This is a genomic window from Sporosarcina sp. FSL K6-5500 (genome assembly GCF_038005665.1).
Taxonomy (GTDB): Bacteria; Bacillota; Bacilli; order Bacillales_A; family Planococcaceae; genus Sporosarcina; species Sporosarcina psychrophila.
Genome location: NZ_JBBOTP010000001.1, coordinates 2,445,457 through 2,469,076, shown reverse-complemented (window position 1 = coordinate 2,469,076; position 23,620 = coordinate 2,445,457). Strand labels below are relative to the sequence as shown.

The window sequence follows — 23,620 nt, the reverse complement described above, 5'->3', positions numbered from 1 at the left end:
CCGTGTTGACACATCCATGAACGTGCCAATCATAATAGTAATAGTCTAACAAGGCGGGGCGAAACCCGATATTCGTATTGCGATTCGTCGACGTATTGTTGTTCCAGTTGCGCGCCGAATTGTTGCCACGAATAGCGCGGTTCGAGCCAAACAGTCATAACCCTATGTTTTATTAATTATTCGATTTCATCCAACCACCGAGAATGCGCCCGATTTCCGCAATACTCTTTTGTATTTGTGTATTCTTTGTTTGCGTAATATATTTTTGCTTTTTCGCAACATTAAAAAGGACAGGTATCAGTTTTAGATACGCGTCCACTTCTTCTTGATATTGTCGCCTTTTATGGCGAATGTTGTTCGCTAACATGATATTTCGTAACACTGCGTAAAACGCCTGTTTAATTTCTTGCGATAGCGCAAACTTCTCCGACTTCGGGAAATTGACAACAATCGGATATACGAAATCAAGTAACATTTCCGCTTTTTTATAAATCACTAGTTCAGCTGATGGTAAAGACAATTAAACCTATCCCCTTTTTCTCTCTTTACGGTAAATAGATACGTTGTAATACAGGTTCGTGCGCACCGGCAATCAAATCTATTCCGCCTAGTGTCTCGAAATTATCGACGAAGATATTTGACGTGAGCCCGCTTGTGACCGACGCTTTCAATAGCAGGAATTCAAAACGTAAATTCTTTTGTGTTCGATCTGAATCTTCGAGGTAATCGACAACGTTATTGACTCGGTCATGCGCGAGGTCGATGCCCTTCTCCATGTTGTTCCCTCGCTTAGCGGTGAACTTGACACCCGGATGACTGTTATCGCCCTCTGGATCGACCACCTTATCGTACCAAGTCGTTGGGCCATGATCGTACTTCTCATTTAACAAATCTTGAAGCTCAATGTTATCCGGCAATTACTTCACCCTCTCTCTCCTCCTGTAACAGCACAAACGCCTTAAAGGCAAATTGCCACCCTTCATCGCCCTTCTCAATCAAACCCGTCCCCGACGCTAGTGGGACGTTGTTTTCATTCACGAGAACCGCTTTTTCAATGTCGCCAACAGGTTCGTCCTCAATTTCGATGTAATGCTTTAAAAATCCGTCACGAATGACCGTCTTCGTGATTGGATACTCATATTCTTGACCGGCAATCGTGATGATTGCTTTCTTAGCTATGGTTGCTGCTAGGCGACGGATCTCCTCAACCCAATACTCTTCTATTTTAAATTCAAACAAAATTATCCATCTCCTTCCGCATAGAATTCGCCACACACTGGATGGTGGATGCCAAAGTCATAGAGTTCACCTCTTGCAACCGCGCCTCCCGCTAATGTTGTGACGCGTTTATTAAGCGGCTCCATATCCCCGGTCACCGGGTAACGCTTGATGTAATCGTACGTGTCGCTTTTCACTTTCGTTGTATCTAAGTTGATTTGATAAGACATTCTTTCAACCACGGGATATTCGACTATGTAGTCATAACCGTCATCAACTACACCGAGTTGTCCGACATTGAATTGCCCGAACTCTTTTTCTCCACTGAATTCTCCACATGTTTTATAAAATACAGGGTAGTCATACGAGTCATCAAACACCAAGATATCTCCACCGTCGAGCACAATTACAAACCCATCAAACCAACTTCTAGTGTTTTTATATTCCATCACCAATCGCCGCACGTCATCAATGTTGGATACTTCTCGCGTAGGTTGCAATTCCACGGCAAAATGATATGGTTCCGCGTCATACTCAAACCACTCGACCACTTCGCCTCTCAGCCCGACCGCTTTCAACACGCCCTCAATAGCGTGTGGCGTACCTTTATGCCGGTGCAACTCAATGGACGATTCTAGCAATCTGATTTTATCCTCCAACGAGCGAGCAAGAAGTAAACCTTCCTCAGCACGATGCATATGATTTTCCCAAAGCAAATGGTCAATAACTTCTTCGGGTAATTCATGTAGGTTTTTTGTGTAATTAAGTTTGTAGGCATACACATTCAAGCGATTTAATTCACCCGTTAATACTTCTGCTAATTTGGCTACTTTACCATCCCGCAATAAATTTTCGGGCATAACATCCTTCAATTGTATCGCTTTAAATTCAATCATCTTCATCACCGCCGAACGCTATATCGACCGAAGCCTCATGTGCGACGTGACCCTTTAAAACTACGGTGAATGCCGGAGAAATCACCTCGACCCGTTTGGCGCCCGCCCTTACACAGTCTGAAATCAACTTAGACGGGTTAATGTCACGCCCGATTTTCGACTTTTGCCACAAGATATAATCCTGTACAGCCTGTTCGATATTTTGTTGAATTAAAGTTTTATCAGCAGCGCTACGGTCGATGTAATAGCGGAACTCTAAATCGTATTCAACCACAGTCGGCGCACCCACAGTCACGTTGTCGGTCAAAGGCCGAACTTTACGATCACTAAGCATTTTCAAAACAACTTCAATTATTTCTTCGCTCGGTAATTCGCCGTCCTCCATCAAAACTTTAACGTCCACATAACCGGGCTCCGGACTACCAACATAGACATCAGCAATGGCAGCAGACGCACTTCTTGCGAAGTATTCATAAGCACCATCAGGACCTGCGGTAGACAATTTCTCGGGAGATTGCTGAATGCGCGCACGATAAACGTCGTTGCCTTCTTCCTCCGTACCACCAGCAGAAACAGTTACATTTTCAACCCTCTGAATATAGACGAGCGGGTGCAACATTGTATCGATTTCCCCTACCTCATACCCGTTTCCAACCTTCCCTGGAGTTTCACAGGAAGCTCTGACATCGACGAAATTCGCCCAGGGCTGAATGACACCCTCCTCAAAAGTTTTAAACAGTAAATCTCCGTCGGCTGTCACGACTGTATTTCGCGGAATTATTTTAGCCACACCCATTATCTCGGAAATGTAAAAACGAATAACCGTTGTTGCGGGCTCATTCCCCAAGCGAGGAGTATTCCACGCGTAACCTTTATGATCAAGCACGCCGTCACGAGAATAACGCAGTAAGTTCTGTCGAGCAGAATCATTTATAGCGACAGACTGTTGCACAACAACATTAGCTATTGACAACAAAAAAAGTCTAACGGGATCGGCTTCAGCGAGCGACCTCTTCGTCAGACTTTCGTATCCAGAAATTATTCCTTCAGTAATTTCCCTTGAATTAGTTTCTATAAAATTAACTTCGGGTAGCACAGTATTGCTCAAGTGATTTTCACCCCTTCCTTAATTCGGATGGATAGGATTGGTTGCAAAAAACCATCCATTTGCTCACTAGCAAAGCGCACCTCTTCGACGATAACACGACTTTCGTATAACTCTACTTTTTCTATAATTTCCCCAACTAATTTGGATTGCGCAATGATATTTGGATTGTCCAAATAAGCTGCACTAGTCCCGAACTCACGGAAGAGGGGGACAGAAAAAAAGGTCGTCGAAATAATCGTATAGACGTTTTGAAAAATTTCTTCAAGCACTGTAGCTGGGGAGAAGTTGATTTCTTTGGGGTTCATCGTGACGGTATAGATCATACGTATTCCTCCAATGAAACAGCAGCTTGAGCAACTAACACATTGCCTCTGTTATCGACGCGTAAGAAATCTACTTTCACGTCTTGTAAACTCCACTTCCCAAGCCCAAAGCGCCGACCACCAAGAATGAATTGATAAGCCTTACCATCCCGAGCCATCCGTATCAAGTCGTCAGATTCTTTCCTTGGATTTATGCCATGCATCACGTCGAAGCGCATTGTGAATGCTAAGGTGCTCAAATCGGGTCCTAAAAATTCCGCAATGGGTTTTTTTCCAACCACATCATGTTTCGCCCATCGCCCAGCTTCAGTTCGACTCAATCCGTCAAATGTCTTTACTTGCGACTCCGAAACCGCAAATACTATCAGTCCAAACGTCCCAATCATGACGCCACCTCTTTCTTAGGGGACAACCGAACCGGAAAATGTGCCTACAAATAACGGCGCCGACACTGTTCCGCCCACGGATAAATTACCGCTTATATTCATGTTCCCGGTAATATCCACATCACCGATAACTGTAATAGGATTGGTATTTTTAATCGTAAGTATTTTCTCGGACACATCATATTGAATGAACGTCCCGTCCTCGAACCATATCCCTTTTTTGCTAACATCTCCAACTGGCACTCCATCTACATCGGAATACGAGGAACCAAGAATAAATCCGGTCTCCATTCCGTTGCCTAAAAAAGCACACAGTACCGTTTCGCCTATGTCAGGAAGCCAGTAATGTTTTGTTCTCATCGTTTGAGCAGTCACGATGTGTAAATCATATGAAACAGTATCGTCTCGATCTTCAAAAAAAACTTTTGCCGTACACTTCTGCGCATCAATAGATGATACAACGCCTATTCTGATCGCCTCGGAAACTTCTTCTTTCCCTCCAAAGATATCAATAACTGAGCACCTCCCGAATACTGATACTAACCACGTACCCGTTGTTAGTGACGTGAGATGTACTTTCAATGAAGTATTTCCCGTCGAAAGCCTTGAACCCCTCGATGTTGATTGTCATGCCTTGTACAAGAGTCGTGTCGCCAATAAGTGTTAGCTTGCCAGTTTTCGCTTGTTTATTCTTATTACGTACAGCTTTCTTCGCCCACCTAATCGCTTCGGCTAAAGATTTCGCTCGTTCGTTTAATTTTAGCGTTGGGCCTTTCTCCACTTTTGGAACGTCGTAAACGTATTTTAAATTCTTTTTTTTGCTTGAGTCGAAATATGAAATTTGAACTTTTTTATATTCTTTATCCGCTGCCGCGAGAGTAAACGAGTACCCTGTGATATCACTCTCTCCGCGTTTAATCGTGCGCACAGAACTTTTTGATTCATAACTTTGCTCATCGTATAAGACAAGTTGCTCTTTAGTGACTTTTACAGAGATTCCTTCTTTTTTTGCCCGTTTCTTCAAAAAGGCCAAGTCCGTTTCTCGAATTTGGTCTACACGATCGTACAAATAGTCCGGAGCATCGTATAAAAGAGTTAATCCTGCGCTTGCCGCAATATCGCCCGCGATTGTTGAAAACGTCGCTTTTTCCCATACTCTGGATCGCTTCGAGTTTTTTCCGCCATCTTTATACGGGATTGACAGTGCTTTAATCGTGAGAGTGTCCGGAGGTCCTTTAAAATCGATTGTATCCACGTGAAATGAACCGCAATCCAATCTCTTCTTTTCTCCTTCTTTTAGCCAGTTCTCAGTCTCTATCACCGCCGTTATTACGTCGCCTTTTTTCATCAACCAATCTCCGTGCCACTTTCCATCGCGATCTTGTAACGAGATTTGAATATCGTCACCAGCACCCTCATTGTCCGCATAAGTGAAATGTGTTAAAAATCCTTCAAGCGATTTTGAAATATTCACACCGTTATATTTCAGTATTGTCCGCACTCTGCGCACCTTCATTTACCTTCACCTCTTCTTAGCCCCAAGGTGGAACGGATGCCGAAGCTTGCACTGTATCAATTTCCGGGGTCTGAATGACAACCCCGGCTCCAAATACTGCAATAGCAACATGCTCAATGTTCGCCTCTATAAGCTGTTCCATGACATAGCCTGTTCCGTATATTCTGTATGATATCGAATCCCACGTATCACCCTGTATTGTTGTGTAATTCAACCGAACGCCCGCCTTTCAGCATCTAAAAGTTGTTCTTTCAGCTGATCAAGCAAATTATTATTCGAGTTCTCAAATGCTTGTTCAACTTCTCTTTGCCCTTGGCCCCCCTGAATTATGATGGTCGGCTCATTGCGCAAATGGATTACAGCTTGACCGCCACTATTATTAGTAACGCTTCCAGTTGGAATGTCGAAAGGGCTCTGCTTAGAAGAGTCCTGCATTCCGCCATCATCGAACATGCCTAGCGCTCGGCCCGTCTGAGCCCATAAATCTATTGAACGTTTCGAATTATTCCAAGGGATGACCGACTCGGTATCTCCACCCTCACCAATCCAAGCGAGTTCCGGAGCAGACACAATACCACCTTCCGCATAGCCTTTAACTTTCCCCATAGCCTTCACAGCCGCTCCTCTAATAGGTGCGGGAATCATGTCCGTGACAGCGTTAATTACCGCACTTCCCATTGACTTAATGCCGTCAATCAATCCGGTAATCACTGATTTTCCGGTTTCGTATAAATTAATTCCCTGGAAAAAGCTAATAATGTTATTCATGATTGTTTCAGCCGTCGCTTTTATAGCATCCCACGCCCCGGACCAATCACCCTGCAGTAACGCCATAGCAGTTTGGATGACACCGTTAATAATAGCTAGCGCGTTTTCAATGAGCATCTGAATATAAGGAAACACGATTTGAACGACCGCCAAAATCGCGTTAATCGCCGGGATTAACACGCCATTTATCACAGCTATTAATACCCGCAAGACGGTAGCTATCACCGGGATTATCATCTGAACAACGGCCAACACGACAGGTAAGACAGCTTGTATCACGGTCAGAATCATTGGGATGACCGTCTGCACTAATTGTAAAATAACATTAATTACAATCGTGAGGAGCGAGGTGAATACAGGTAGCACACTCTGAATTATGGTCAATATAATCGGGAATACCATCTGGATAACACTCAGAATTAAAGGAATAACCGTTTGTACTAACAACAGGATAACCGGTATGATAGACGACAACAATTGCACTACTATCGGGATAACCGTACTTATAATCGTCATAATTAAAGGGAATACCATTTGCACAACACTTAGAATTAAAGGTAATACAACTTGTACCAATGTTAGGATAACCGGTATAAGTGACATTATCGTCTCAGCAATTAAAGGAATAACCGTGGTAACAATGGATAAAATCAATGGAAATGCCATCTGGTAGACTTCAAGCAATGCCGGCACGAGAGATACGATGGCCGAAAAAACGTCGACTAAAGCGCCGAAGAGAACAGGGCCTAATTCAGCTAATGAAGCGCCAACTTCCGCAAATACTGGAGCCATTTCGGCAAAACTTTGCGAGATCACTTCGATTGTCTCCGTTAGTTGTGGCCCGACCTCAGTGGCGAATTGCGAAATACCGTCGCTAAAGGCATCAATGACTGGGGCGAACGCTTCTTTAACCGCGCCCCATGCGGAAGATATTACCCCTGCCACATTTTCATTTGTTTTGGATAAACGGAACAAAAAACCCACTAAACTAACGACTGCAGCTATGACCCAACCAATCGGGCCACTAATCCCTAGGAAAGACAAGCCAATCGTCGTTAGCATCGGGGCCGCCATGGATAATATGCCAGGCAAACTCGACAGTCCTGTTTTAAAACTATCGACAAAGTTACCAATAATCTCGCTAACCTTGCTTATTAACCCTTCCCCAAAAACTGCACTAACTCGCTCACCGACACCACTAACGCCAGACACTAAATTGTCCCACGCCGCCAGTGTTATACTCTCGATATAACTAACTGCATTCAAAACTACTGTTCTCACTTCCATAAGCGACGAACCAATAGCTGTGCCGGCGTCACTCACGCCTGACACAAAACTCGCCCACATTATCGGAGCTACATCTTTAATGTAATTAACAGTATCCAAAACAATCTCTTTCACTTTTAAAAACGTAGAATCGACTATATTTCTAAATGCTTCGGATTTCTTGTAAGCAACAACAAACGCTGCCCCCAAAGCTATTACCGCAACACCAATAAAAATGAATGGATGTGCGAGTATCACTGCGTTCAACGCAGCGAAAGCAGCCGCCATTACCCCGACAACGCCCGCAACTCCACCACCATGAAAAGCATAAGTCAACATGGCGATTTGGTGAGCGCGAGTTATTGCTATACTTAGCTTTTGCACAAGACTAAATGCCAAAATCGCCGTCTTTGCCGCTCTGAATGCTTTGACTGTAGTAGCCAAAGAGGTAATCAACGTTCCTGTAATGATCAAAAGAGGTCCAACGGCTGCCGCTACACCAGCAATTACCATCGTCGTTTTAATTGTACTTTCGTCTAGTTCGGAAAACTTATCAATCCACACGCCCAACTTATCGACAACCACCAACACCATGGGGAGTAATATAGTTCCAGTGGTTATAGCTACATCAGTGATTTTATTTTTCAGCGTAGCAAGTTGCGAAGCTGTCGTGGCATAACGTTGAGCAGCTTCGTTAGAGAGCGCAGTGTTTTCCGCCCAAGCTTCGTTGGCTGTATCGACTGATTCTGACAATAAATCAGATGCTCCTGCCATACGCAAAAGAACATCTTGTTCGCGAATACCTTTGATTCCTAAAAAAGCAAGAGTTTCCGCGAGATTTCCGCCTGCAGCCGACGAGTCGCTTAGTCCTTTTGTAAACATATCAAGTGCCGCGATAGGATCGTTGTTCCAAGCCGCCGCAAAATCCTTAGCATTGGTTCCAGCCGCTTCCGCGAAATGGTCCAAAAACTTTCCGCCCGTCTTAACGGCAGAATTCATCTTTTTGAGAATGGTCGTCATCGCGCTTCCGCCCGCTTCAGCTTCAATCCCCAAACTGGACATTGTTCCTGCCAGCGCCATGATTTGCGATTCCGTCAATCCGACTTGCTTACCTTGAGCCGCTAGTCTCATGGACATATTCACAATTTCCGCCTCAGTTGTTGCCATTGAGTTTCCTAGCGCAACGACAACAGATCCAAGTTTGTCAAATTCTGTTTGCGGCATCTGTGTGATGTTTGCGAATCGCGCAAACGCCGTAGCTGCTTCATCAGCCGTTAAGTTTGTAGCAACTCCTAAGTCGCTCATCGTGCTTGTAAAAGCTAGAATGTTTTTATTTTCTATGCCTAACTGCCCGGCTGCTTCTGCTATTTCAGCCAATTCACTGGCACTTGATGGCCCAGCTTTCCCCATATCACGAATACCTTTTTCAAGTGCTGCAAACTCATCCTCTGTTGCTTCGACTGTTTTTCTCACACCAGCGAAAGCTGATTCGAAATCGACAGCTGCAGCAATTGAAACTGCACCCATTGCAACAATTGGAGCAGTAACAGTTTTAGTCAAAGTTTTTCCTGCACTCTTCATTTTCTCTCCAGCCTTGATCAAGCTGTCCATAGAATTATTGGCTGTATTAAATGCGTCATTGAAACCTTGTGTCAGTTCTGCACCTAGCCTAAAGGCTACTTCAAAAATTTTTGCCATCAGCTACACCTCATCCCTGCATCTCCTTTATCGTCGCCACCCATAGAGCCAATCGCTTAATGGATAAGTCCATAAAGAAATCTACAGTTGTTTTGGATTTAACGGCGCAAAAAAGAGCGGATCTCCTAATCCGCTCTCCTGGGCTCTCATTTAACCCTGCGTCAACAAAAAAATCTGAACCTTCATAGTGATGCTCGCATACTCATTCGCGCGCAAAGAGCGAATTAATGCAACGTTAACTTTCCCGGCTTTCGCAGCCAACAATGCTTGGTATCCTTTAGACATTTCCTTTAGCGGTGTTTGTGCCGCGGTCGAAGGGTTCTCACTAACGAACTGCACTTCTGCCACTTCTAAATCCTTCCCTGTCAAACTATCTAAATCCAAGGTAATTCCTTCATACGTCACACCCTCGAATGAATGTGGCTTCGAGAAGCTGATGAAATTTGGGTCAACAACTTTCCCCTCCATTACTTCTACCTCTTCTACTGCCTTTTCTTTTTTATCTATCATTTTCTCCATCTCCTTATAGTCCTAGATTTTTTCTTACTTCTTCAAGCGCATCCAAGCCGTCGACGAAAGAAATAAAGTTGAATTTATCGATTTCTATCAATTTCTTTCCATCAATTTCAAGTTTGTAATAAACGACTTCCAATTCATTGGCAGTGCCGGTAGTTGCTCCGACTTCGAATTTACCGGATTCCAACGTTTTCGGGATTGCCCGCAGCGTCACTTTCACGCCTTGATGCTCATAGGCACCATTGCCCGCATTATAGATTTGTTGTGAACCTCTGAAATCAAGCGCGTGCGTTTTTTGCGCCGCCAGTGTAACCGACGACCCGTTAAGCGTGCGCCAGTTCAACTTAGTTGTCATAGAGCCATAGTGCCCGATAACTGGGCTGTCAATTTCACCAGCAATGCCGGCACCTTTTACCGTGTCCGTCAATGCTTCTAAAGATGGCAATTCCAAATCAACGGTACCGAGAAAATCGGTACCGTTGAGGAATGCGGAGTAGTTCGTTAGTTTTTCTGGAATTTTATTCGTCATTCAGTTTTCCTCCTCATCCAAATAGCGTGCTGAAATAACTTGGATCAAATTCTACTAAGAACTCAATCTCTCTTGCCGGTGTAGGTGGTGTAGCATAAACGTGAAATGTCACTTTGCCATCGATTAATGACGCCAGTGGATTTTCAGATTCCAAGAATTCGACACGACCACCGAGCAATTGTCCTCGCGCGGACATTCCGTTTAACCAAATATTGATACTGTCTATCACGGTTTCAATCAGTTTTTTATTGGTAGGCGCATCAACCTTTTGCCAGTACGTCAAAATAAGCGTATTTTGAATAAAATTCATCATACGCCGAACCGGTATAAAGCTATCTTTCGGGTCTGTTACACCTGGGTAAATTGCAGTTCGGTTCCCCCAAAGTTTCCACCCACCAATGAAGTTTAACGCTGTCACAATACCTTCTCCGTTTAGATATGCCGCTTGGTCTTGCCCGAGCGTAATCTCCGTCCCGTCTTCCAAGACTGCACTGTCGGCTTGTAAATTCTGATTAGACGGAGAAACGTACGGAATATCACCGTTAGCCGCATCTGTCCGATTAATAACACCAGCCGCCTGCGTACTCATGTGGTACTGCTTCCCACCGAGTGACACCTTCGGCCAAAAGGCTGCTTGGTGCGTAGATACGATATTATTGTCATTTTTGTACGCCGCCGCATTCGTATAATTTGTAACCCCGTCAACTCCGGTGGGAATATCAACAAGCCCGAGTGCTTTGAATAGACCGTTAATGTTGTTTGACTTCGCCCCGATTACAGCGGCTACTCCCGTATCCGTAGAGAACTTAGGTGCCAGTATTAACCCAGGCACTAACCGGAACAAAGGGAATACATGATTGACTAATTCCAATCCTTTATATTGCCCATCGACCGATACACCACCGATGATATTCGTAACATCCACCATCGATGGATCAATCACTTCGAACTCCACGGCGATTTCATCAGCTACACTTGTGAAAATATGCAAGTAACCATCATCGTCGAATTCGGTTTCATAATCCTCTTCACCATAAGTTGTCGTTCCGTCCGAATTTTTAACAACAAGCGTTTTCGGTAAAACCCCGTGAACTTTAAGTAAAGCCTCTTGTTTGGTTACAGTGAGAGTAGCCGGAACTCCTGGCTTTTTATGAATCTTCGGATCTAAGACATTTATGAATACTGCCGGCGCAACATTAAATAACGAGAAATGAGACGACATGAATTCGCAAAGCGTGTAATCCCCGAAGTTGTCGCTATAACCCAATTGTTGCACCGCTTCTCCATACCGATAACAAAGTATCGGCTTGTTAACAAGCGGGTTTTCTACTAAATTCACCGGGGCCGTTCCAAATACGATTGGCAAGCCGGCTGATGTAGAGACCGATGGCACAATGGACGTCGGGATTTCCTGAGTGCTGACTCCGTGTTTATAGGCCATTTTTATTCAACCCCATTTCGTTGCGCACTGATAAATTCAAGCACTTTGATATAATTACGGTGTTCGATAGTACCCTTCGTCTTCGTGCGTGGTTCAGCTGTTGTCAATTCCGCAATGGGGACGAACAGCTTTTCAACAGCAGGACACTTCTCAATCAGCGATTCGATATTTTTCGGAAAATCCGATTCAACGACTGTGTAAGTTGTCAATTGCAACATATTTGGACCAATAAAAATGCGCTGCACCTTTTTAGGTGACAGCGCATTTTTAACTTGTTCTGAAGTAACTAGTACTTCTTTCTTTTTAATTTCAACCATGAATAAATCCTCCTGGATTCGTATTTATGAGCGTATGTGATTCCCACATTGTTTCTATACCTACGTAGTAATAAGGGTAGGTATTTTCTTCGACTGTCGCCCAGGAAAACGGATACTTTGCAACATACCGTTTATCAATCAAGGGGTCTTTGTTGAAATCCCCCATGATCGCTTCCATCACCGCCAACGCATCATCAAAGCCTTTTCCGCCCAAGTCTTCATTTTTGATTCCGATTACTAATTGCACAACATTTTCTTGCGTCCCATGGTTTTCTTCTTTCAACCCATTTGATAGTTTCACGACAACGAATGGATAAAGCGCTTTTTCGGAATCTTTATCCTCCGAATAGTCATTTTCATCCATGTGTTGTTCGGGCACATTTTGCTTAAATATCTTAAATGGTGCCAAGTCGTTATATCCGGTTCGCAAAGGAAAGTCTTTTAAGACTTCTTGCAAGCGCTCCATTATTTTGTTTTGCAAATCAGCCGGCGTCATCTGGTCAACCTCCCAATCTTGCTAAGAGTCGATTAATCTCGTGATCCAATCGACGTTCGAACGTTTCACTAGCTTGATTATTAATTCTTTCTGCGATTGATGATTCACCCGCCATTTGTGGTACGGACGGCCCAAATAGCTTATTTATCGGCAGCCTCTTCTTCGTTTTGCGTTTAAATATCTTTGGTCCGCTAATATCCGCCGCAAATGCACCCAATACTTTTTTCAATTGACCTTTTTTCACAGCGACCTTAACCTGTTTTCGGCCCAATTTCGATGTTTTGAACTTATCCAAAGGAATTACTCCGCCTGTGGATTTTACAGACGCCCTCAAATCTCCTCGGTTGGCAGTTCTTTTTTTAATAGTTCCCTTAACATCTCCGGCTTTTATCGTGTATTCCTTTCTTACTTCCTTGTTCAGATTGGTCGCCACATTGGTGACCGTTCGGTTTAATGCAGCAGAAATTGCATTCGGTGCTTTATTCGGAATTTCAGCCAGTCGCCTTTGAATGTCTCTGAATGCAGCATCATCGATGTTTATAATGACGCTCATCCTGTGAACCTCGACAATTCTATCGTCAAGATGCCTAATTGCTCAGCGACCGTATCAATTCGATACTTTTTTTCATTAAAGTTCATAATTTTGTTCGCTTGTGGAATATGCCCGAAAAAAGTTCTTTCTATATAGAAAAGAACTTCACTTTTCGATAATCTGTCTGTATCCGTATTGCTTTGTTTGGACAAATTGCGCCTTTCCAACTCTTCATCATCTAAGACTACGACCGCTAGAACTCCGTTAATTAACGCAGGTTCACCGAATTCGGAAGGGTTGATAAATGTCCGGGTGTCACTTTTAATGAAATCTTTAAACGTCTTCATCGGAAATCACCTTCGTGACTTTTGCTTTTTTCGTAGTCACAACATGTAATTTCGCAGATTTATTATCCACTAGTTTTTTCGCATATTCATTTTCACAGGAGAATACTTCGTTCGGCTCAATGATTAACCCGGCATTAGATACCGGGACCAACGCTACTAATATAACAGCCATTCAATTTCACCCCTCAGCCGATTTTCACACGAGCAATCGCTCCGGATGTCGTTTTTGAATCAACGGCATAACCCGCAGCAATCGCATCGGTATCCACATCGGTAATTTTCCCATCTTTAAAATATACGTCCTGTCCGACCGTTAGCGCAGCTGTCGTAATTGCAGGGACATCGAATACACCAATAACATTCACCCCACCAACCGCGCCGACAGGTATGTCGGTTGCGGCCACCCCGATTCGTGACGTTAATACAACAACGTCATTCGGAGCAATTTCTGCTAATGTAATATTTTTATAATCGATTACTTCACCGCGTTGCACATAGTTTGCTTTACTCATTGCTCATTCCCCCTTATTGTCCTGGATTCTTAATAGCCGTTTTGAAATCGACGACAGAGACGCCGTAATCCATGTAAATGTCCCACACAAAACCTAATTGACCTGCAGGCGCTTGTTTCATGACGATCGTCGGCATATCGACACCATTCAAGAAATCGACTTGAATTGGTGAACGGAGTTTATCAGCAGTTACATACCACTCCTTCTCTCCATTCGCAGTTGCGTCATCAAGTTCTGCATCCGATACGATAGTAAGCCCGTTATGGAACGGGTTCAACACGTTCGGATTAACTGCAGCGGGATCTACCGGCGTTCCGATTAATTGACCAGCAGCCGTTTCAAGCGACGTAGGTACCAGCATAAAGCGAGCAGGAATATTCAAATTCACGTCCCCGCCTACAGCTTTTTGTTTTTTTAACAAACGGCGCGCCTCAGACAACGCCGCCACACTCGGCGCACCGCCTGTCCCAATTAAATTGTTATGATCTTCATGGAACAATGTTTTCCCATCCCATACAGATGGATTTTTAGCCAACGTTTGGTATACAAGGCGATTAATCCCCAATCGTGCGGATTGAGCATACAATGCCGGCAGTGCTTGAATGAAATCAACATCATCATTAATAAACATTTGACGCGACATTGTGAACTGGCGACCAAACGTCAACAGTTGACGCACAGGACCTTCAGCCGCATTCGGCGTATCGTGTTTCAATTCACCGTTTTCCCCTACTAGCAACAACTCACCAGCCGTACCTGCTTGATAAGTTTTTGTAGGACGGAAATCATTTAACGTGCCCGTCTTGACCCACTCTTGATAAGTCGTTTGCGCTTCTGTGTAAGCTTTTTCAAACGTTGTACGCGCCGTCTGGTCAATGATCCCCGTGAATAGCGATGTTGGCGTTAAATACTGGCGCAAAAGATCATCGTCACTCAAGCGGTAAGTATTTTCTACCCCCTCCATGCGCAGCGTCTCTTTTGCCAACTCTTTCAGCGTCATGCTACGGAAATCACTAGCTCCAGCGGCAGGCTTTTCCAATTGTACGCCAACTCGAAGTGCTAATCCGTCCGCCGCCGCTTCACGGAATTTGTCTTGCTCATCCTTAATAATGCTAGTAGAAGACGGTTTTCGTGTTTTCATTTGCTTTTCAAGCACAAACTGGCGCACTTGGTCGATGGTAGCCCCATCGTCAACATACTGCGTCGCATCCATATCAAAGTCCCGGCAAAGCGTTGTGATATCCGACACGCGTTGACGTTCTGCCAATACAGCCGCTCCGGATCGCTCATTGCCCTCATCCGCAGCACGCGCCGCGTCAATCTTTGTTTGCAACTCTTCAAATTCACGTTGTTCTGCATCATTCAAATCACGTTGAGCCGTTTTCGCCCCGTTAATGATTGCTTGTTGACGCGCTAACATTTCTTTTAATCCCATACTTATTTACCTCCAATATAATTTTGATTTATTTGCATTTGTCGTTCATAAAGCGAATAGTCTATTGATTTTTCAATAACTACCTCAGTTTCTTCTTCCTCTTCTTCCATTTCGCGCCCAACACCTACGGTGGGATCAGCAGGAACTGACACAATACTAATCTCGTAAGGTTGCCATTTGAGCCCGATACTACACGGTCCTGGATGCTTACCGTCAGTCGATACACTACCAGCCGCGACCTCTTCCCAATTCTCGACACGGTAACCAACACTGACAGCTTTCAATGTACCCGACCGCACTTTTTGATAAATAACATCACTTTCAGCGTCTTCATCAAATGTGACATTTGCGTATCCGCGATTGTCCTTAACCCAAGAATTATCAATTCTACCAATCACTTTGTCGCGATTATGATTGTACAACACGCATCCAATTTCGTTTAACCGACTCAAATCAATGGCGCCTGGTTCATGCGACAAAATTTCATCTCCGAACCAACGTGTATATGGTTCTTCTGAAGAAAAAGAAAGTTCAAATTGACGCGTCTCCTCATTTAGCGCTTTTAAATCAATCGTCAGCTCACGATTCATCGTCTGTTTCTTCTGTTTCGATTGCTTCGATTGCCCCTTTTTCATTTAACATCACCCCCTTCTCGCGCATATACTCAATCTCGAGCGCGCGTTGGTCAATAATTTCACGCCAATCCTGCCCGGTACTCGCAGCAATCACCTCTAGCGTTGTTTGGTTCGTTTCAAGTTGGATTTTATTTGCATCAGCTTCTTTTTTCGGATCAATCCATTTCATTCCCGGTGCCACCCATTCGTGTTTCAAATACATTGATTTATTTTTAAAAAAGTCCGGAATATCGATTTGTCCGGACAACACAGCCGCTTCAAGGAATTCTTCGTAAATATCTCGCAAAAAATGGTCCTTCAACGATTGTTGTTCCATAGAATAAGTCTTTTGGTCTTCCAAAAGCCCTTGTCGAGCACTACTGTAGTTCACTTGGGACATGTCACGCGCAGCCACTTCATACGAAATACCTTGTGCAGACCCTGTTAATCTCTGTTGTAAACGCACAAAATCAGCAGCACTAGCACCTTGTGCCGGTGGTTGCACTACAGAAACATCATCACCGGGATTTAGTTCCATAATCATCCCTGGTGTAAGTGACTTCCCTTCGTAACTCATCCCTTTGGCGCCCGCCGCTTGTCTACCTATACCGCCAGCATCCGGTGACGCTCTTCTTATGAACACAGACAAGAGAGCCGCAACCCGCTCCTTCACGCTGACAGCTTCCATGTATTGATTTGTGTCGCGTATCCGAGGCAACGTGGACGATAATTCAGTAATCTCACGAATTTGTGACGGTCTTTTCTTTTTGTACAAGAAGATTACATCTTTAGCGGGCAAGCGCTCGGAAACTCCAGTGTGATTACCGTATGCATCATATTTTTTCAAGTAGTATGCGATAGGTTGATTGTATTCGTTATACTCAATACCATTCACCACGCGCTTAGCATTCCCACCAGTACGCATTGTGTCTAGGTCATCTACCTCGAATAGTTGCAATGTGAACGGTACGAATCCATTTTCCATGTACCGCTTAACTAAAATTATCGCGCCATCTACACGCTTCCGACGGACAACCATTTGACACATTTCAGAAAATGATTGTTGCTGAGTTACATCGCAATACTTTGGACGTGTCCACTCTTTAAATAACTCTTCAATCTTTGTGTCGAGCTCTTCGTTTGTCGTTTTCGCCTGCAACCTAAAGCCGGTGCCAACCACATTACGTTCAAACGCCAATAAAATACTTTCTAAAATATCACTATTACGTTCTAAATCCCGGCTCCTGGCTCGAATAGTATCACGGTATACTTTGTCGACAGTTTCCGCACTTGCATTAACAGCACGCCATCCTGCGTTTAACCGGTCATCGCCACCGGCATCGTAACCACGCTCTAAATCTTTCATACTACCGCGCCACGCCGCACGCCTGTACGCCTTTTCGGGAGAAAAGATGGATATTGTCTTATCAAGCAAATTCATATCCATTACCTCCTGTCAAACACCGCAACGAACGTGTTTGCTAATGTGTTCGATTCTGCATTTTCATAATTCTCCTGGGCTTTCAAATCTTTTTGACGTTTGTAAAGTAGCGACAAATCAGCGCGTTTTAAGCGCTTCGAACCGATTTGGTATTCTTGACCGCCGATTTCGATTGCGGCAATTGCATCGTTTATTTGTTGTAACTGTTCACTGATGCTCACAATTATTCACTCCTTTTATTTAATCCAATTATCCGTTTTGCCCAACCAATCATTATTGTAATTAATTGCATCCGAATTGACCTTTTGCTCTTGCGGCACTACTATTTCCTCTTCTTCTTCCTGCATCAAACTCAGGCTCCTAACGCCCAGCACATCCGCGACCGCGAGCGCGTAAACTTCGCAGTCCAAATAGTGGTTATCAGCATGTGACGTTTTCGGTACCCAAACTTCTTTATGGACACCGCCGCTGCCCTTACTTTTCACCTTATGTTCTGCTGTTACTTGTTCGGCGTAATCAAAATCACAATCTTTATACACCATCCAACTTCCTTCACCGTTCGGTTTCCTCATTCTTGACGCAATCATATCTTTATATTTCCCGCCATCAACAAGCAGCAAGCGCATCCCATACGCACTTGAGTGCGTTTTATTAATTGTGCTTATTTTGAAATATGAGTGACCACCGCCAACACCTTTAACCGGTATGGCCCACTCGCTATTTCTTGCGCAAAACTCATACACGTCATCCGTCTGATCTCCCGAATCGACTCCGCAAAGATTAACCATCAACACGTCACCATTACTCTTCTTAAATTCTGAGTTCATGACGCGCTCTATTTCTTTCCAACCAAACACTTGGCCATGCGCGATATTTTGACTCGTGATATGCGAGCCCCAAGCACGGACTGTGAAATACAAACTCGTTTCTTGGACATCCACACCGGCAGTTAAAAATTCCGCCCAATCTGGTACCACAAATTGCTCATATTCAGATTGACGTTCCATTACCATGTCTGCACTTGTCTTTAATTTAGTATCTTCCCACGGTTCTGCAAGCCACGAATTGACAAAGTTCTGCAATGCTTCACTATCATTTTTAGTACTCATGAACTCTTTTGCGATTTCACCAAATCGAACAAATGGGGAGTATAGTGTATTCATCCAAAAAGCTATCTTCCGAGGGAACTCAGTCTTTTTCTCAACAACATCCCATCGGCCGTAACGAATCATTTGCGCTTTTTGGCGGTCATCAATGGTATTTCCGCACTCTTGACAAGCATAAAAAGCATGCTCCGCCCGGTCCGTCTCAGACATATCATCACCTTTCGGCCATTTGATTTGCCCGAATTTTAATTCGATGTATTCGCCACAATGAGGACACGGTACTTTGAAATGCTTAACGATGTCTGCGTTTTCTTTAGCTTGCCAGATATGGCCTGTCCGTAAAGTAGGTGTAGAGGTAATAAATATCTTTCTGTTGGTGAATGTCTTAGTTCGTTCGCGAGCCAGTCTAATTGGATCTGCTTCTTTTTTCGTAGCCCCCGGATATTTGTCTACTTCATCCATAAACAAATATCGGATAGGTTTTGACGAAAGGGACGCAGGGGAATTGGCACCTTCGAGCGTGATATACATCCCTTCACACTGCAACTCCAATTCTTCCGACCTATCATCATAATATTTCTCGCTTAACCCCTTCGAAACTCTCAACATCGGACGTATACGGTTTTTCGATACACTCTCAGCAAGATCTTTGGAGGGGTAAACAATCATGGTAGGACTAGGATCTTGCATGACAATATATCCGAGCGCATTTTGCAGCGCTTCAGTTCCACCGACCTGGGTAGGTTTGATGAATATTATCTCTTCGGTTTCAGGATTATTAAACTCGTCCATAATTTCATTTAGATAAGGTGTGACATTATTTCGCCACGGCCCTGGTATCGCGCTTGATTTACTGTCTAGAATTCTATGTTTTTCAGCCCACTCGCTCACTTTTAGTTTTTCGGGTGGTCTTAATGCTAATAAGGCAGTGGAGATAAATAAGGGCCATTCACTTTTTCTTTTTTTTCGCACTGTATACACCATCCACGCTCATTTGTTCGAGCGCATCGTTTATTGTGTCATTTAATTCTTGTTCGACGCGACGCGCTTCAATGGGTTCTACATATCCGCCCACCACGTTAGCTAATTTCCGTGACAACGACATCGCTGATTTTTTAAATACCATGAAGAACCGCGACAATTCATCTTCAACGATTTCTTTTTCAATATACTTGCCGTCTGCAATATCTGTTTTTATTCTTGTCAGTTCGGCTTGTGCTTCTTTGTAGGCAACTTCTGCCACCAACTTTTTCTGCTGGAGATTCACGGATTTTTTCGCAACAGGGTCATCACTACCAGATTGAATCACACCCCGCCATTTAATGACTTGCTGCAAATCCCACCATCCACGACTATGTTGAGGACAACCCTGCCGTTTCCAATTGGTCAACGTTTTGTCGGTAACCTCAAGAAAGTTGCACAGCCGGTTCGACGTGATTAATACTCTGCCTTCCTCTTCTCGAAAGCCATCCACGTTCCGACCCCATTCCGTAGTTCCGTAGTATTTTTTTTTTTATAAAAGTGGTCGACTTCCGGGGCTCGCTAGCCCCGTATGGCCTCCCCCAGCCGGAGGGACCCAAAGACTTTTTCTGAAAGTTTCGAGTGGTATCCGCCCCTGTGGTGGCAAGGCTTTTCGTCTCTTCGTCCGTTCATCATTGTGCGCCTTCTGCAACGACGCTCTTACTACTAGCGGGCAGTCGGGTGACGGATTTATACGGGCTACCCATATCTTTATATTGTGTGTAACTCAGAGCGCACCCACGACCCCTTGGTACTGCTGTGTTTATAATTTATTTTAGGCTCAGTTCAGAGTTTCAATTTTTATGAGTAATTGATGCGGACAAAAAGAAAGATTACGGAATGGTTTATAGGTTACTATTCATCACCACTTCGTCTAGATAATCCTGTTCTACTCCAATATAAAGTAGGGTAGTTGTTGGCTTATCGTGGTTGAATAGTTTCTGTAGCGCACCCACATCTTTATCCCTCTGGTAAATGTGATAACCAAATGTCTTTCGCATTGTATGCGTCCCTATTTCTGACAGCCCGATTTGTTCCGCAGCTTCCCTCAATATCTTATAGGCCATACTTCTGCTAATTGGTTTATTGATTCCTTCTCTGCTTTTTAGTAATACCTCATTGTCTTTTTTGTTCTGTATAAATCTGTCCAATGATTTTCGTAATGCCTTATTAATAGCAACACGCCTTACTTTTCCTGTCTTCTGTTCAATCACCTTTATGTGGTTCCCTTTGACGTCTCTCACTTTGAGGGGAAGGATATCAGATATCCTCAACCCCACGTTGATGCCAATCATGAACATGATGTAGTCGCGTTCACTCCTGGCGAGCAATACTTTCTTTAGTTCTGCTATTGTTTCTTTATCGCGAATGGGTTGGACGAATTGCATCAGCAAACACCCTCTCTCGGAATATTAACTATTGCCTTTGCGATTTTCTTATCAGCCCTACCCAACATAGTCTTTACGCTATTCCTTGATATCCCTAACTTATCGGCAATGGCATATTGAGTTAAACAATGCCCTCTTGACATTAAATAAACTTCAACTTCCCTTTCGGTTAATGCAGTGAGTGCGAGATCAATGATATCTTTATCTGAAGACGAAACGACTGACTCCCTTTCGTGTCCGTCCCATTCGTACACGGGCTCTTCACTCCTAAAATATCTTTGCATTAACATCGGGTCAAAGGGCCGCTCTCTTTCGTAAGCCGCCCTTCGCTCAATCCCACGGATATTGGACGGACCTTTTCCTGTCCGCATCCAAGTTAGGGAGTATTCTAAATTACGTACCCAACTAGCAACTACGCTCCTATCTTGTTCCAATGCACCAGCAGCCTCTTCCGCCTCAAGTCGCCTTTCATCGCACAGCGCCTCGTTGCGAGAGATGGATTCCTGCTCTTTAATTCTTTGCTGAAGTCCAAATAATATCTCTTTAGTTTCTTTTAGATTCTTTTTGTATTCAGAAATTAGATCCTTCAAACGGACTTCCCCCTCGCACTACTTTTTGCGGATGGCTCCGCCTTTTCCGCGCTTGTAGGTATCGCGATTAGTTCCCATCAATTCACGTAAATCTCTATCCGATAGGCGTTCTTTCGCTCTTTTAACAGGTGGTTCGGTGGGTTCAGTTCCAGAAAACCCCTTATCGAATAACTCATTCGACAATGTTTTCATCAATACTTACCCCGACGTTTCGCGAATGCCGACCCTGTGAAAAATGCGTAGATTGTCGCAAATAGAAATCCTGCCGCGAACGTCGCATACGTCACGTAGTTAATGCCGAATTCCGTGTAGTATTTCAAGGACAATGAAAAGGTGACTACCACTTTTGAAACCCAAAAAGCAGCGAAGTTGTAAGCCACCAAACAGACAAGTGTTGTAATTATTCGGATCATAGGAACAACACACTCCCCGCGAAATAGAGTAAACCCCAAGCAAGAACGCTAGCTGACGTATCTCGTAACTTTTGGTCCTTTCTTTCCCCAATGACTATCAAAAATGAAATGAAAATGATAAATAACAAAATAATTTGGAATGCAATGACCATCATTTTTCCTCCTCAACGAATAATTTTTCGAACCAAGTGCTGCGGTTTACGATTAATAACTTGATGCGAAATCTTCTTCCTACTGAAATCCCTCTTATGATGATGGCGAACAACGAACTGCTTTTCCCCTTCAAGCTGATACCACTTAATAGCAACCGTTTTAGTCTTTTCCCATAGATTTCGGAAGAACTTCGCTGCTCGCTCAAGAATCTCTCGAAACGCTTGCGCAACTGGTTCAAATGCCTCTAGAAAATCTTTTATCGCCTCTCCGAATGTCCCGGCCGCTTCAATCTCTTCACGCTTTTCTTGATTGATTTCCATCGCCTCTTCCTCCTTTTGATAAACAAAAAGGACGCCAAACAAGCAATTAAGCCTGTTCAGCGTCCAGTCGGTTCTTCCGTGGTGGACTAAATATGTTATTTTTTCATCCGTCGTTCTGCCTTCTTCATTCTCTTTTCTACCCTCTTCTTTTTCCTTTTTTCCACCCGTTCGAATTCTTCATCCAAAACATAGAACAGAGCATCCACGCCTATAGCCGCGATACGAATAAAGGCTATCATAACTAAATATAGAAAAAAGAGAACCAGAATTACACCAATGAACGCCGCCCCTATTCCTGTGAGAATCATGTTATATAACCTCCTGCCCTTCAACCCTCGTCCGCTGACTACGGTCCACATCAAGCACCTCGCCATTCTTCCAAACGATGACGTCCTCCCCGTGTTCTTTCGCAGTTAACTTAGTCAGTTTTCCTCGCTTCACGACATAGGCTGCACTCTCTAACAAACTAATTTCCACAACCGATTCAGACATTCTTTCCTCTCCAATTCGCTAGATAGTATAAAGAGAAAGGCTCCGAAAATCGAAGCCTTGTTGAAATTAATCGATAATATATACTTTTTTCTGCTCAATTGCCTCAGCAAGGTGCTCAGCCAAGTATGCAGCGATATTCGCCATCGCGTTCAGTTCCCAAGCGCCGCCATCCGCTTCGAACAACCCGACTTGTGCGCCTTCACTTAGTCTCAAAATAAATTCGGATTCCGGTTGGCCAACTTCGACAAATGTCCGGAAAGGCTTTAATGCTACAGGATTAGGAACAGATTCTATTCCCAATGTCGCGATTCCTGTTTTAGCAGTCACCCTTTGCGTTAATCCGTCGTCGCTTTGCGTAACTGTATTTTCTTCCGAAATTGAACTGATCAATTTCAATATTTTATCCTTGTCGTCATTTTTTACGAAACAAGCCTGCAGCATGACATTGAATTTCTCGCGAGGCATGTGACGTTCGAACGTAATATCCGGCAATAGCGCATTCGCACTAACATAAGTGCGACGGTCATTCACGTCATTCAGTGCGTCAAACACACTGACACTCGTCGGCGATACCACATGAATCATTACTGGACGTTCATGATCAAAGTTCGACTTCACATAATCAACGAGACCCGAAAGGCTACGAATTTTAATCGAAGCGACATCATGTTCATTGTCCAATTGCGTAAGGCTGATAGTTGAATAAATATTTCCGTTCGCCTCAACAATCTCCGGGCGCTTCAAACCTAACAAATACTGAGTAAATTCTTTCAACATTT

35 protein-coding genes are annotated in these 23,620 nt (G+C 43.9%); all 35 read right to left on the bottom strand.

Features of this window, described 5'->3' with window-relative positions; translation table 11 throughout:
* Nucleotides 1–172: 172 nt before the first annotated feature.
* On the bottom strand, nt 173–520 hold the full coding sequence (gene avd, locus MKX62_RS11785; RefSeq protein WP_340741486.1) for a diversity-generating retroelement protein Avd: 348 nt from the start codon (nt 518–520) through the stop codon (nt 173–175).
* Nucleotides 521–545: 25 nt separating this feature from the next.
* A complete protein-coding gene (locus MKX62_RS11780; protein ID WP_340741485.1) occupies nt 546–917 on the bottom strand; it encodes a hypothetical protein in 372 nt (123 codons plus the stop codon).
* On the bottom strand, nt 907–1,239 hold the full coding sequence (locus tag MKX62_RS11775) for a hypothetical protein (RefSeq protein ID WP_340741484.1): 333 nt from the start codon (nt 1,237–1,239) through the stop codon (nt 907–909). Before MKX62_RS11775 ends, MKX62_RS11780 begins: the two co-directional genes overlap by 11 nt.
* 2 nt (nt 1,240–1,241) lie before the next feature.
* Nucleotides 1,242–2,114 carry a phage tail protein gene (locus MKX62_RS11770; RefSeq protein ID WP_340741483.1) on the bottom strand — a complete coding sequence of 291 codons (873 nt, stop codon included), beginning with the start codon at nt 2,112–2,114 and terminating at the stop codon, nt 1,242–1,244.
* On the bottom strand, nt 2,107–3,222 hold the full coding sequence (locus tag MKX62_RS11765) for a baseplate assembly protein (RefSeq protein WP_340741482.1): 1,116 nt from the start codon (nt 3,220–3,222) through the stop codon (nt 2,107–2,109). The genes MKX62_RS11770 and MKX62_RS11765 overlap by 8 nt, the downstream gene beginning before the upstream one ends.
* Nucleotides 3,219–3,545, bottom strand: coding sequence for a hypothetical protein (locus MKX62_RS11760; protein ID WP_340741481.1), 327 nt, complete (start codon nt 3,543–3,545; stop codon nt 3,219–3,221). The genes MKX62_RS11765 and MKX62_RS11760 overlap by 4 nt, the downstream gene beginning before the upstream one ends.
* Nucleotides 3,542–3,931, bottom strand: a complete 390-nt coding sequence (locus MKX62_RS11755) for a phage tail protein (RefSeq protein ID WP_340741480.1) — start codon at nt 3,929–3,931, stop codon at nt 3,542–3,544. Before MKX62_RS11755 ends, MKX62_RS11760 begins: the two co-directional genes overlap by 4 nt.
* Before the next feature lie 15 nt (nt 3,932–3,946).
* Entirely contained in the window at nt 3,947–4,513 is a 567-nt protein-coding gene (locus tag MKX62_RS11750) for a phage baseplate assembly protein V (RefSeq protein WP_340741479.1), read from the bottom strand.
* Nucleotides 4,440–5,447, bottom strand: a complete 1,008-nt coding sequence (locus MKX62_RS11745) for a phage late control D family protein (RefSeq protein WP_340741478.1) — start codon at nt 5,445–5,447, stop codon at nt 4,440–4,442. Before MKX62_RS11745 ends, MKX62_RS11750 begins: the two co-directional genes overlap by 74 nt.
* A gap of 16 nt (nt 5,448–5,463) precedes the next feature.
* Entirely contained in the window at nt 5,464–5,661 is a 198-nt protein-coding gene (locus MKX62_RS11740) for a tail protein X (protein WP_340741477.1), read from the bottom strand.
* On the bottom strand, nt 5,658–9,179 hold the full coding sequence (locus tag MKX62_RS11735) for a phage tail tape measure protein (protein WP_340741476.1): 3,522 nt from the start codon (nt 9,177–9,179) through the stop codon (nt 5,658–5,660). The genes MKX62_RS11740 and MKX62_RS11735 overlap by 4 nt, the downstream gene beginning before the upstream one ends.
* 150 nt (nt 9,180–9,329) lie before the next feature.
* Nucleotides 9,330–9,689 (bottom strand): phage tail assembly protein, encoded by a 360-nt coding sequence (locus tag MKX62_RS11730; RefSeq protein WP_340741475.1) that lies wholly within the window; start codon nt 9,687–9,689, stop codon nt 9,330–9,332.
* 13 nt (nt 9,690–9,702) lie between these two features.
* On the bottom strand, nt 9,703–10,224 hold the full coding sequence (locus MKX62_RS11725; protein WP_340741474.1) for a phage major tail tube protein: 522 nt from the start codon (nt 10,222–10,224) through the stop codon (nt 9,703–9,705).
* A 13-nt stretch (nt 10,225–10,237) separates the two neighbouring features.
* Nucleotides 10,238–11,665, bottom strand: coding sequence for a phage tail sheath family protein (locus MKX62_RS11720; RefSeq protein ID WP_340741473.1), 1,428 nt, complete (start codon nt 11,663–11,665; stop codon nt 10,238–10,240).
* A 2-nt stretch (nt 11,666–11,667) separates the two neighbouring features.
* Nucleotides 11,668–11,982 carry a hypothetical protein gene (locus tag MKX62_RS11715; protein ID WP_340741472.1) on the bottom strand — a complete coding sequence of 105 codons (315 nt, stop codon included), beginning with the start codon at nt 11,980–11,982 and terminating at the stop codon, nt 11,668–11,670.
* On the bottom strand, nt 11,975–12,478 hold the full coding sequence (locus tag MKX62_RS11710; protein WP_340741471.1) for a hypothetical protein: 504 nt from the start codon (nt 12,476–12,478) through the stop codon (nt 11,975–11,977). Before MKX62_RS11710 ends, MKX62_RS11715 begins: the two co-directional genes overlap by 8 nt.
* 4 nt (nt 12,479–12,482) lie before the next feature.
* Entirely contained in the window at nt 12,483–13,031 is a 549-nt protein-coding gene (locus tag MKX62_RS11705) for a phage tail protein (RefSeq protein ID WP_340741470.1), read from the bottom strand.
* Nucleotides 13,028–13,357: a hypothetical protein gene (locus MKX62_RS11700; protein WP_340741469.1), complete on the bottom strand. Its 330-nt coding sequence runs from the start codon at nt 13,355–13,357 to the stop codon at nt 13,028–13,030. Before MKX62_RS11700 ends, MKX62_RS11705 begins: the two co-directional genes overlap by 4 nt.
* Complete coding sequence (locus MKX62_RS11695) at nt 13,344–13,529, bottom strand: hypothetical protein (protein ID WP_340741468.1); 186 nt, start codon at nt 13,527–13,529, stop codon at nt 13,344–13,346. Before MKX62_RS11695 ends, MKX62_RS11700 begins: the two co-directional genes overlap by 14 nt.
* 13 nt (nt 13,530–13,542) lie before the next feature.
* Nucleotides 13,543–13,869 (bottom strand): DUF2190 family protein, encoded by a 327-nt coding sequence (locus tag MKX62_RS11690; protein WP_340741467.1) that lies wholly within the window; start codon nt 13,867–13,869, stop codon nt 13,543–13,545.
* A gap of 13 nt (nt 13,870–13,882) precedes the next feature.
* Nucleotides 13,883–15,304: a phage major capsid protein gene (locus MKX62_RS11685; RefSeq protein ID WP_340741466.1), complete on the bottom strand. Its 1,422-nt coding sequence runs from the start codon at nt 15,302–15,304 to the stop codon at nt 13,883–13,885.
* A 2-nt stretch (nt 15,305–15,306) separates the two neighbouring features.
* Entirely contained in the window at nt 15,307–15,939 is a 633-nt protein-coding gene (locus MKX62_RS11680) for an HK97 family phage prohead protease (protein ID WP_340741465.1), read from the bottom strand.
* Nucleotides 15,884–17,284: a phage portal protein gene (locus MKX62_RS11675; RefSeq protein ID WP_445683550.1), complete on the bottom strand. Its 1,401-nt coding sequence runs from the start codon at nt 17,282–17,284 to the stop codon at nt 15,884–15,886. Before MKX62_RS11675 ends, MKX62_RS11680 begins: the two co-directional genes overlap by 56 nt.
* Nucleotides 17,285–17,364: 80 nt before the next feature.
* A complete protein-coding gene (locus MKX62_RS11670) occupies nt 17,365–17,580 on the bottom strand; it encodes a peptidylprolyl isomerase (RefSeq protein ID WP_340741463.1) in 216 nt (71 codons plus the stop codon).
* Nucleotides 17,581–17,595: 15 nt separating this feature from the next.
* Nucleotides 17,596–19,437 carry a phage terminase large subunit family protein gene (locus tag MKX62_RS11665; RefSeq protein WP_340741462.1) on the bottom strand — a complete coding sequence of 614 codons (1,842 nt, stop codon included), beginning with the start codon at nt 19,435–19,437 and terminating at the stop codon, nt 17,596–17,598.
* A complete protein-coding gene (locus MKX62_RS11660) occupies nt 19,415–19,939 on the bottom strand; it encodes a hypothetical protein (protein WP_340741461.1) in 525 nt (174 codons plus the stop codon). Before MKX62_RS11660 ends, MKX62_RS11665 begins: the two co-directional genes overlap by 23 nt.
* A 391-nt stretch (nt 19,940–20,330) precedes the next feature.
* Nucleotides 20,331–20,873 (bottom strand): site-specific integrase, encoded by a 543-nt coding sequence (locus tag MKX62_RS11655; RefSeq protein WP_340741460.1) that lies wholly within the window; start codon nt 20,871–20,873, stop codon nt 20,331–20,333.
* Nucleotides 20,873–21,463, bottom strand: a complete 591-nt coding sequence (locus MKX62_RS11650) for a sigma factor-like helix-turn-helix DNA-binding protein (protein ID WP_340741459.1) — start codon at nt 21,461–21,463, stop codon at nt 20,873–20,875. Before MKX62_RS11650 ends, MKX62_RS11655 begins: the two co-directional genes overlap by 1 nt.
* A gap of 18 nt (nt 21,464–21,481) precedes the next feature.
* Nucleotides 21,482–21,655 (bottom strand): hypothetical protein, encoded by a 174-nt coding sequence (locus tag MKX62_RS11645; RefSeq protein WP_340741458.1) that lies wholly within the window; start codon nt 21,653–21,655, stop codon nt 21,482–21,484.
* Complete coding sequence (locus MKX62_RS11640) at nt 21,655–21,876, bottom strand: hypothetical protein (protein ID WP_340741457.1); 222 nt, start codon at nt 21,874–21,876, stop codon at nt 21,655–21,657. The genes MKX62_RS11645 and MKX62_RS11640 overlap by 1 nt, the downstream gene beginning before the upstream one ends.
* On the bottom strand, nt 21,873–22,028 hold the full coding sequence (locus MKX62_RS11635; protein WP_340741456.1) for a hypothetical protein: 156 nt from the start codon (nt 22,026–22,028) through the stop codon (nt 21,873–21,875). The genes MKX62_RS11640 and MKX62_RS11635 overlap by 4 nt, the downstream gene beginning before the upstream one ends.
* 12 nt (nt 22,029–22,040) lie before the next feature.
* Nucleotides 22,041–22,349 (bottom strand): hypothetical protein, encoded by a 309-nt coding sequence (locus tag MKX62_RS11630; RefSeq protein WP_340741455.1) that lies wholly within the window; start codon nt 22,347–22,349, stop codon nt 22,041–22,043.
* A 95-nt stretch (nt 22,350–22,444) separates the two neighbouring features.
* Entirely contained in the window at nt 22,445–22,657 is a 213-nt protein-coding gene (locus MKX62_RS11625) for a hypothetical protein (protein WP_340741454.1), read from the bottom strand.
* A gap of 1 nt (nt 22,658) precedes the next feature.
* On the bottom strand, nt 22,659–22,841 hold the full coding sequence (locus tag MKX62_RS11620) for a hypothetical protein (RefSeq protein WP_340741453.1): 183 nt from the start codon (nt 22,839–22,841) through the stop codon (nt 22,659–22,661).
* Between the two features lie 66 nt (nt 22,842–22,907).
* The gene (locus MKX62_RS11615) at nt 22,908–23,618 is read right to left on the bottom strand and encodes a hypothetical protein (RefSeq protein WP_340741452.1); all 711 of its coding nucleotides are present in this window, start codon (nt 23,616–23,618) and stop codon (nt 22,908–22,910) included.
* Nucleotides 23,619–23,620: the final 2 nt, after the last annotated feature.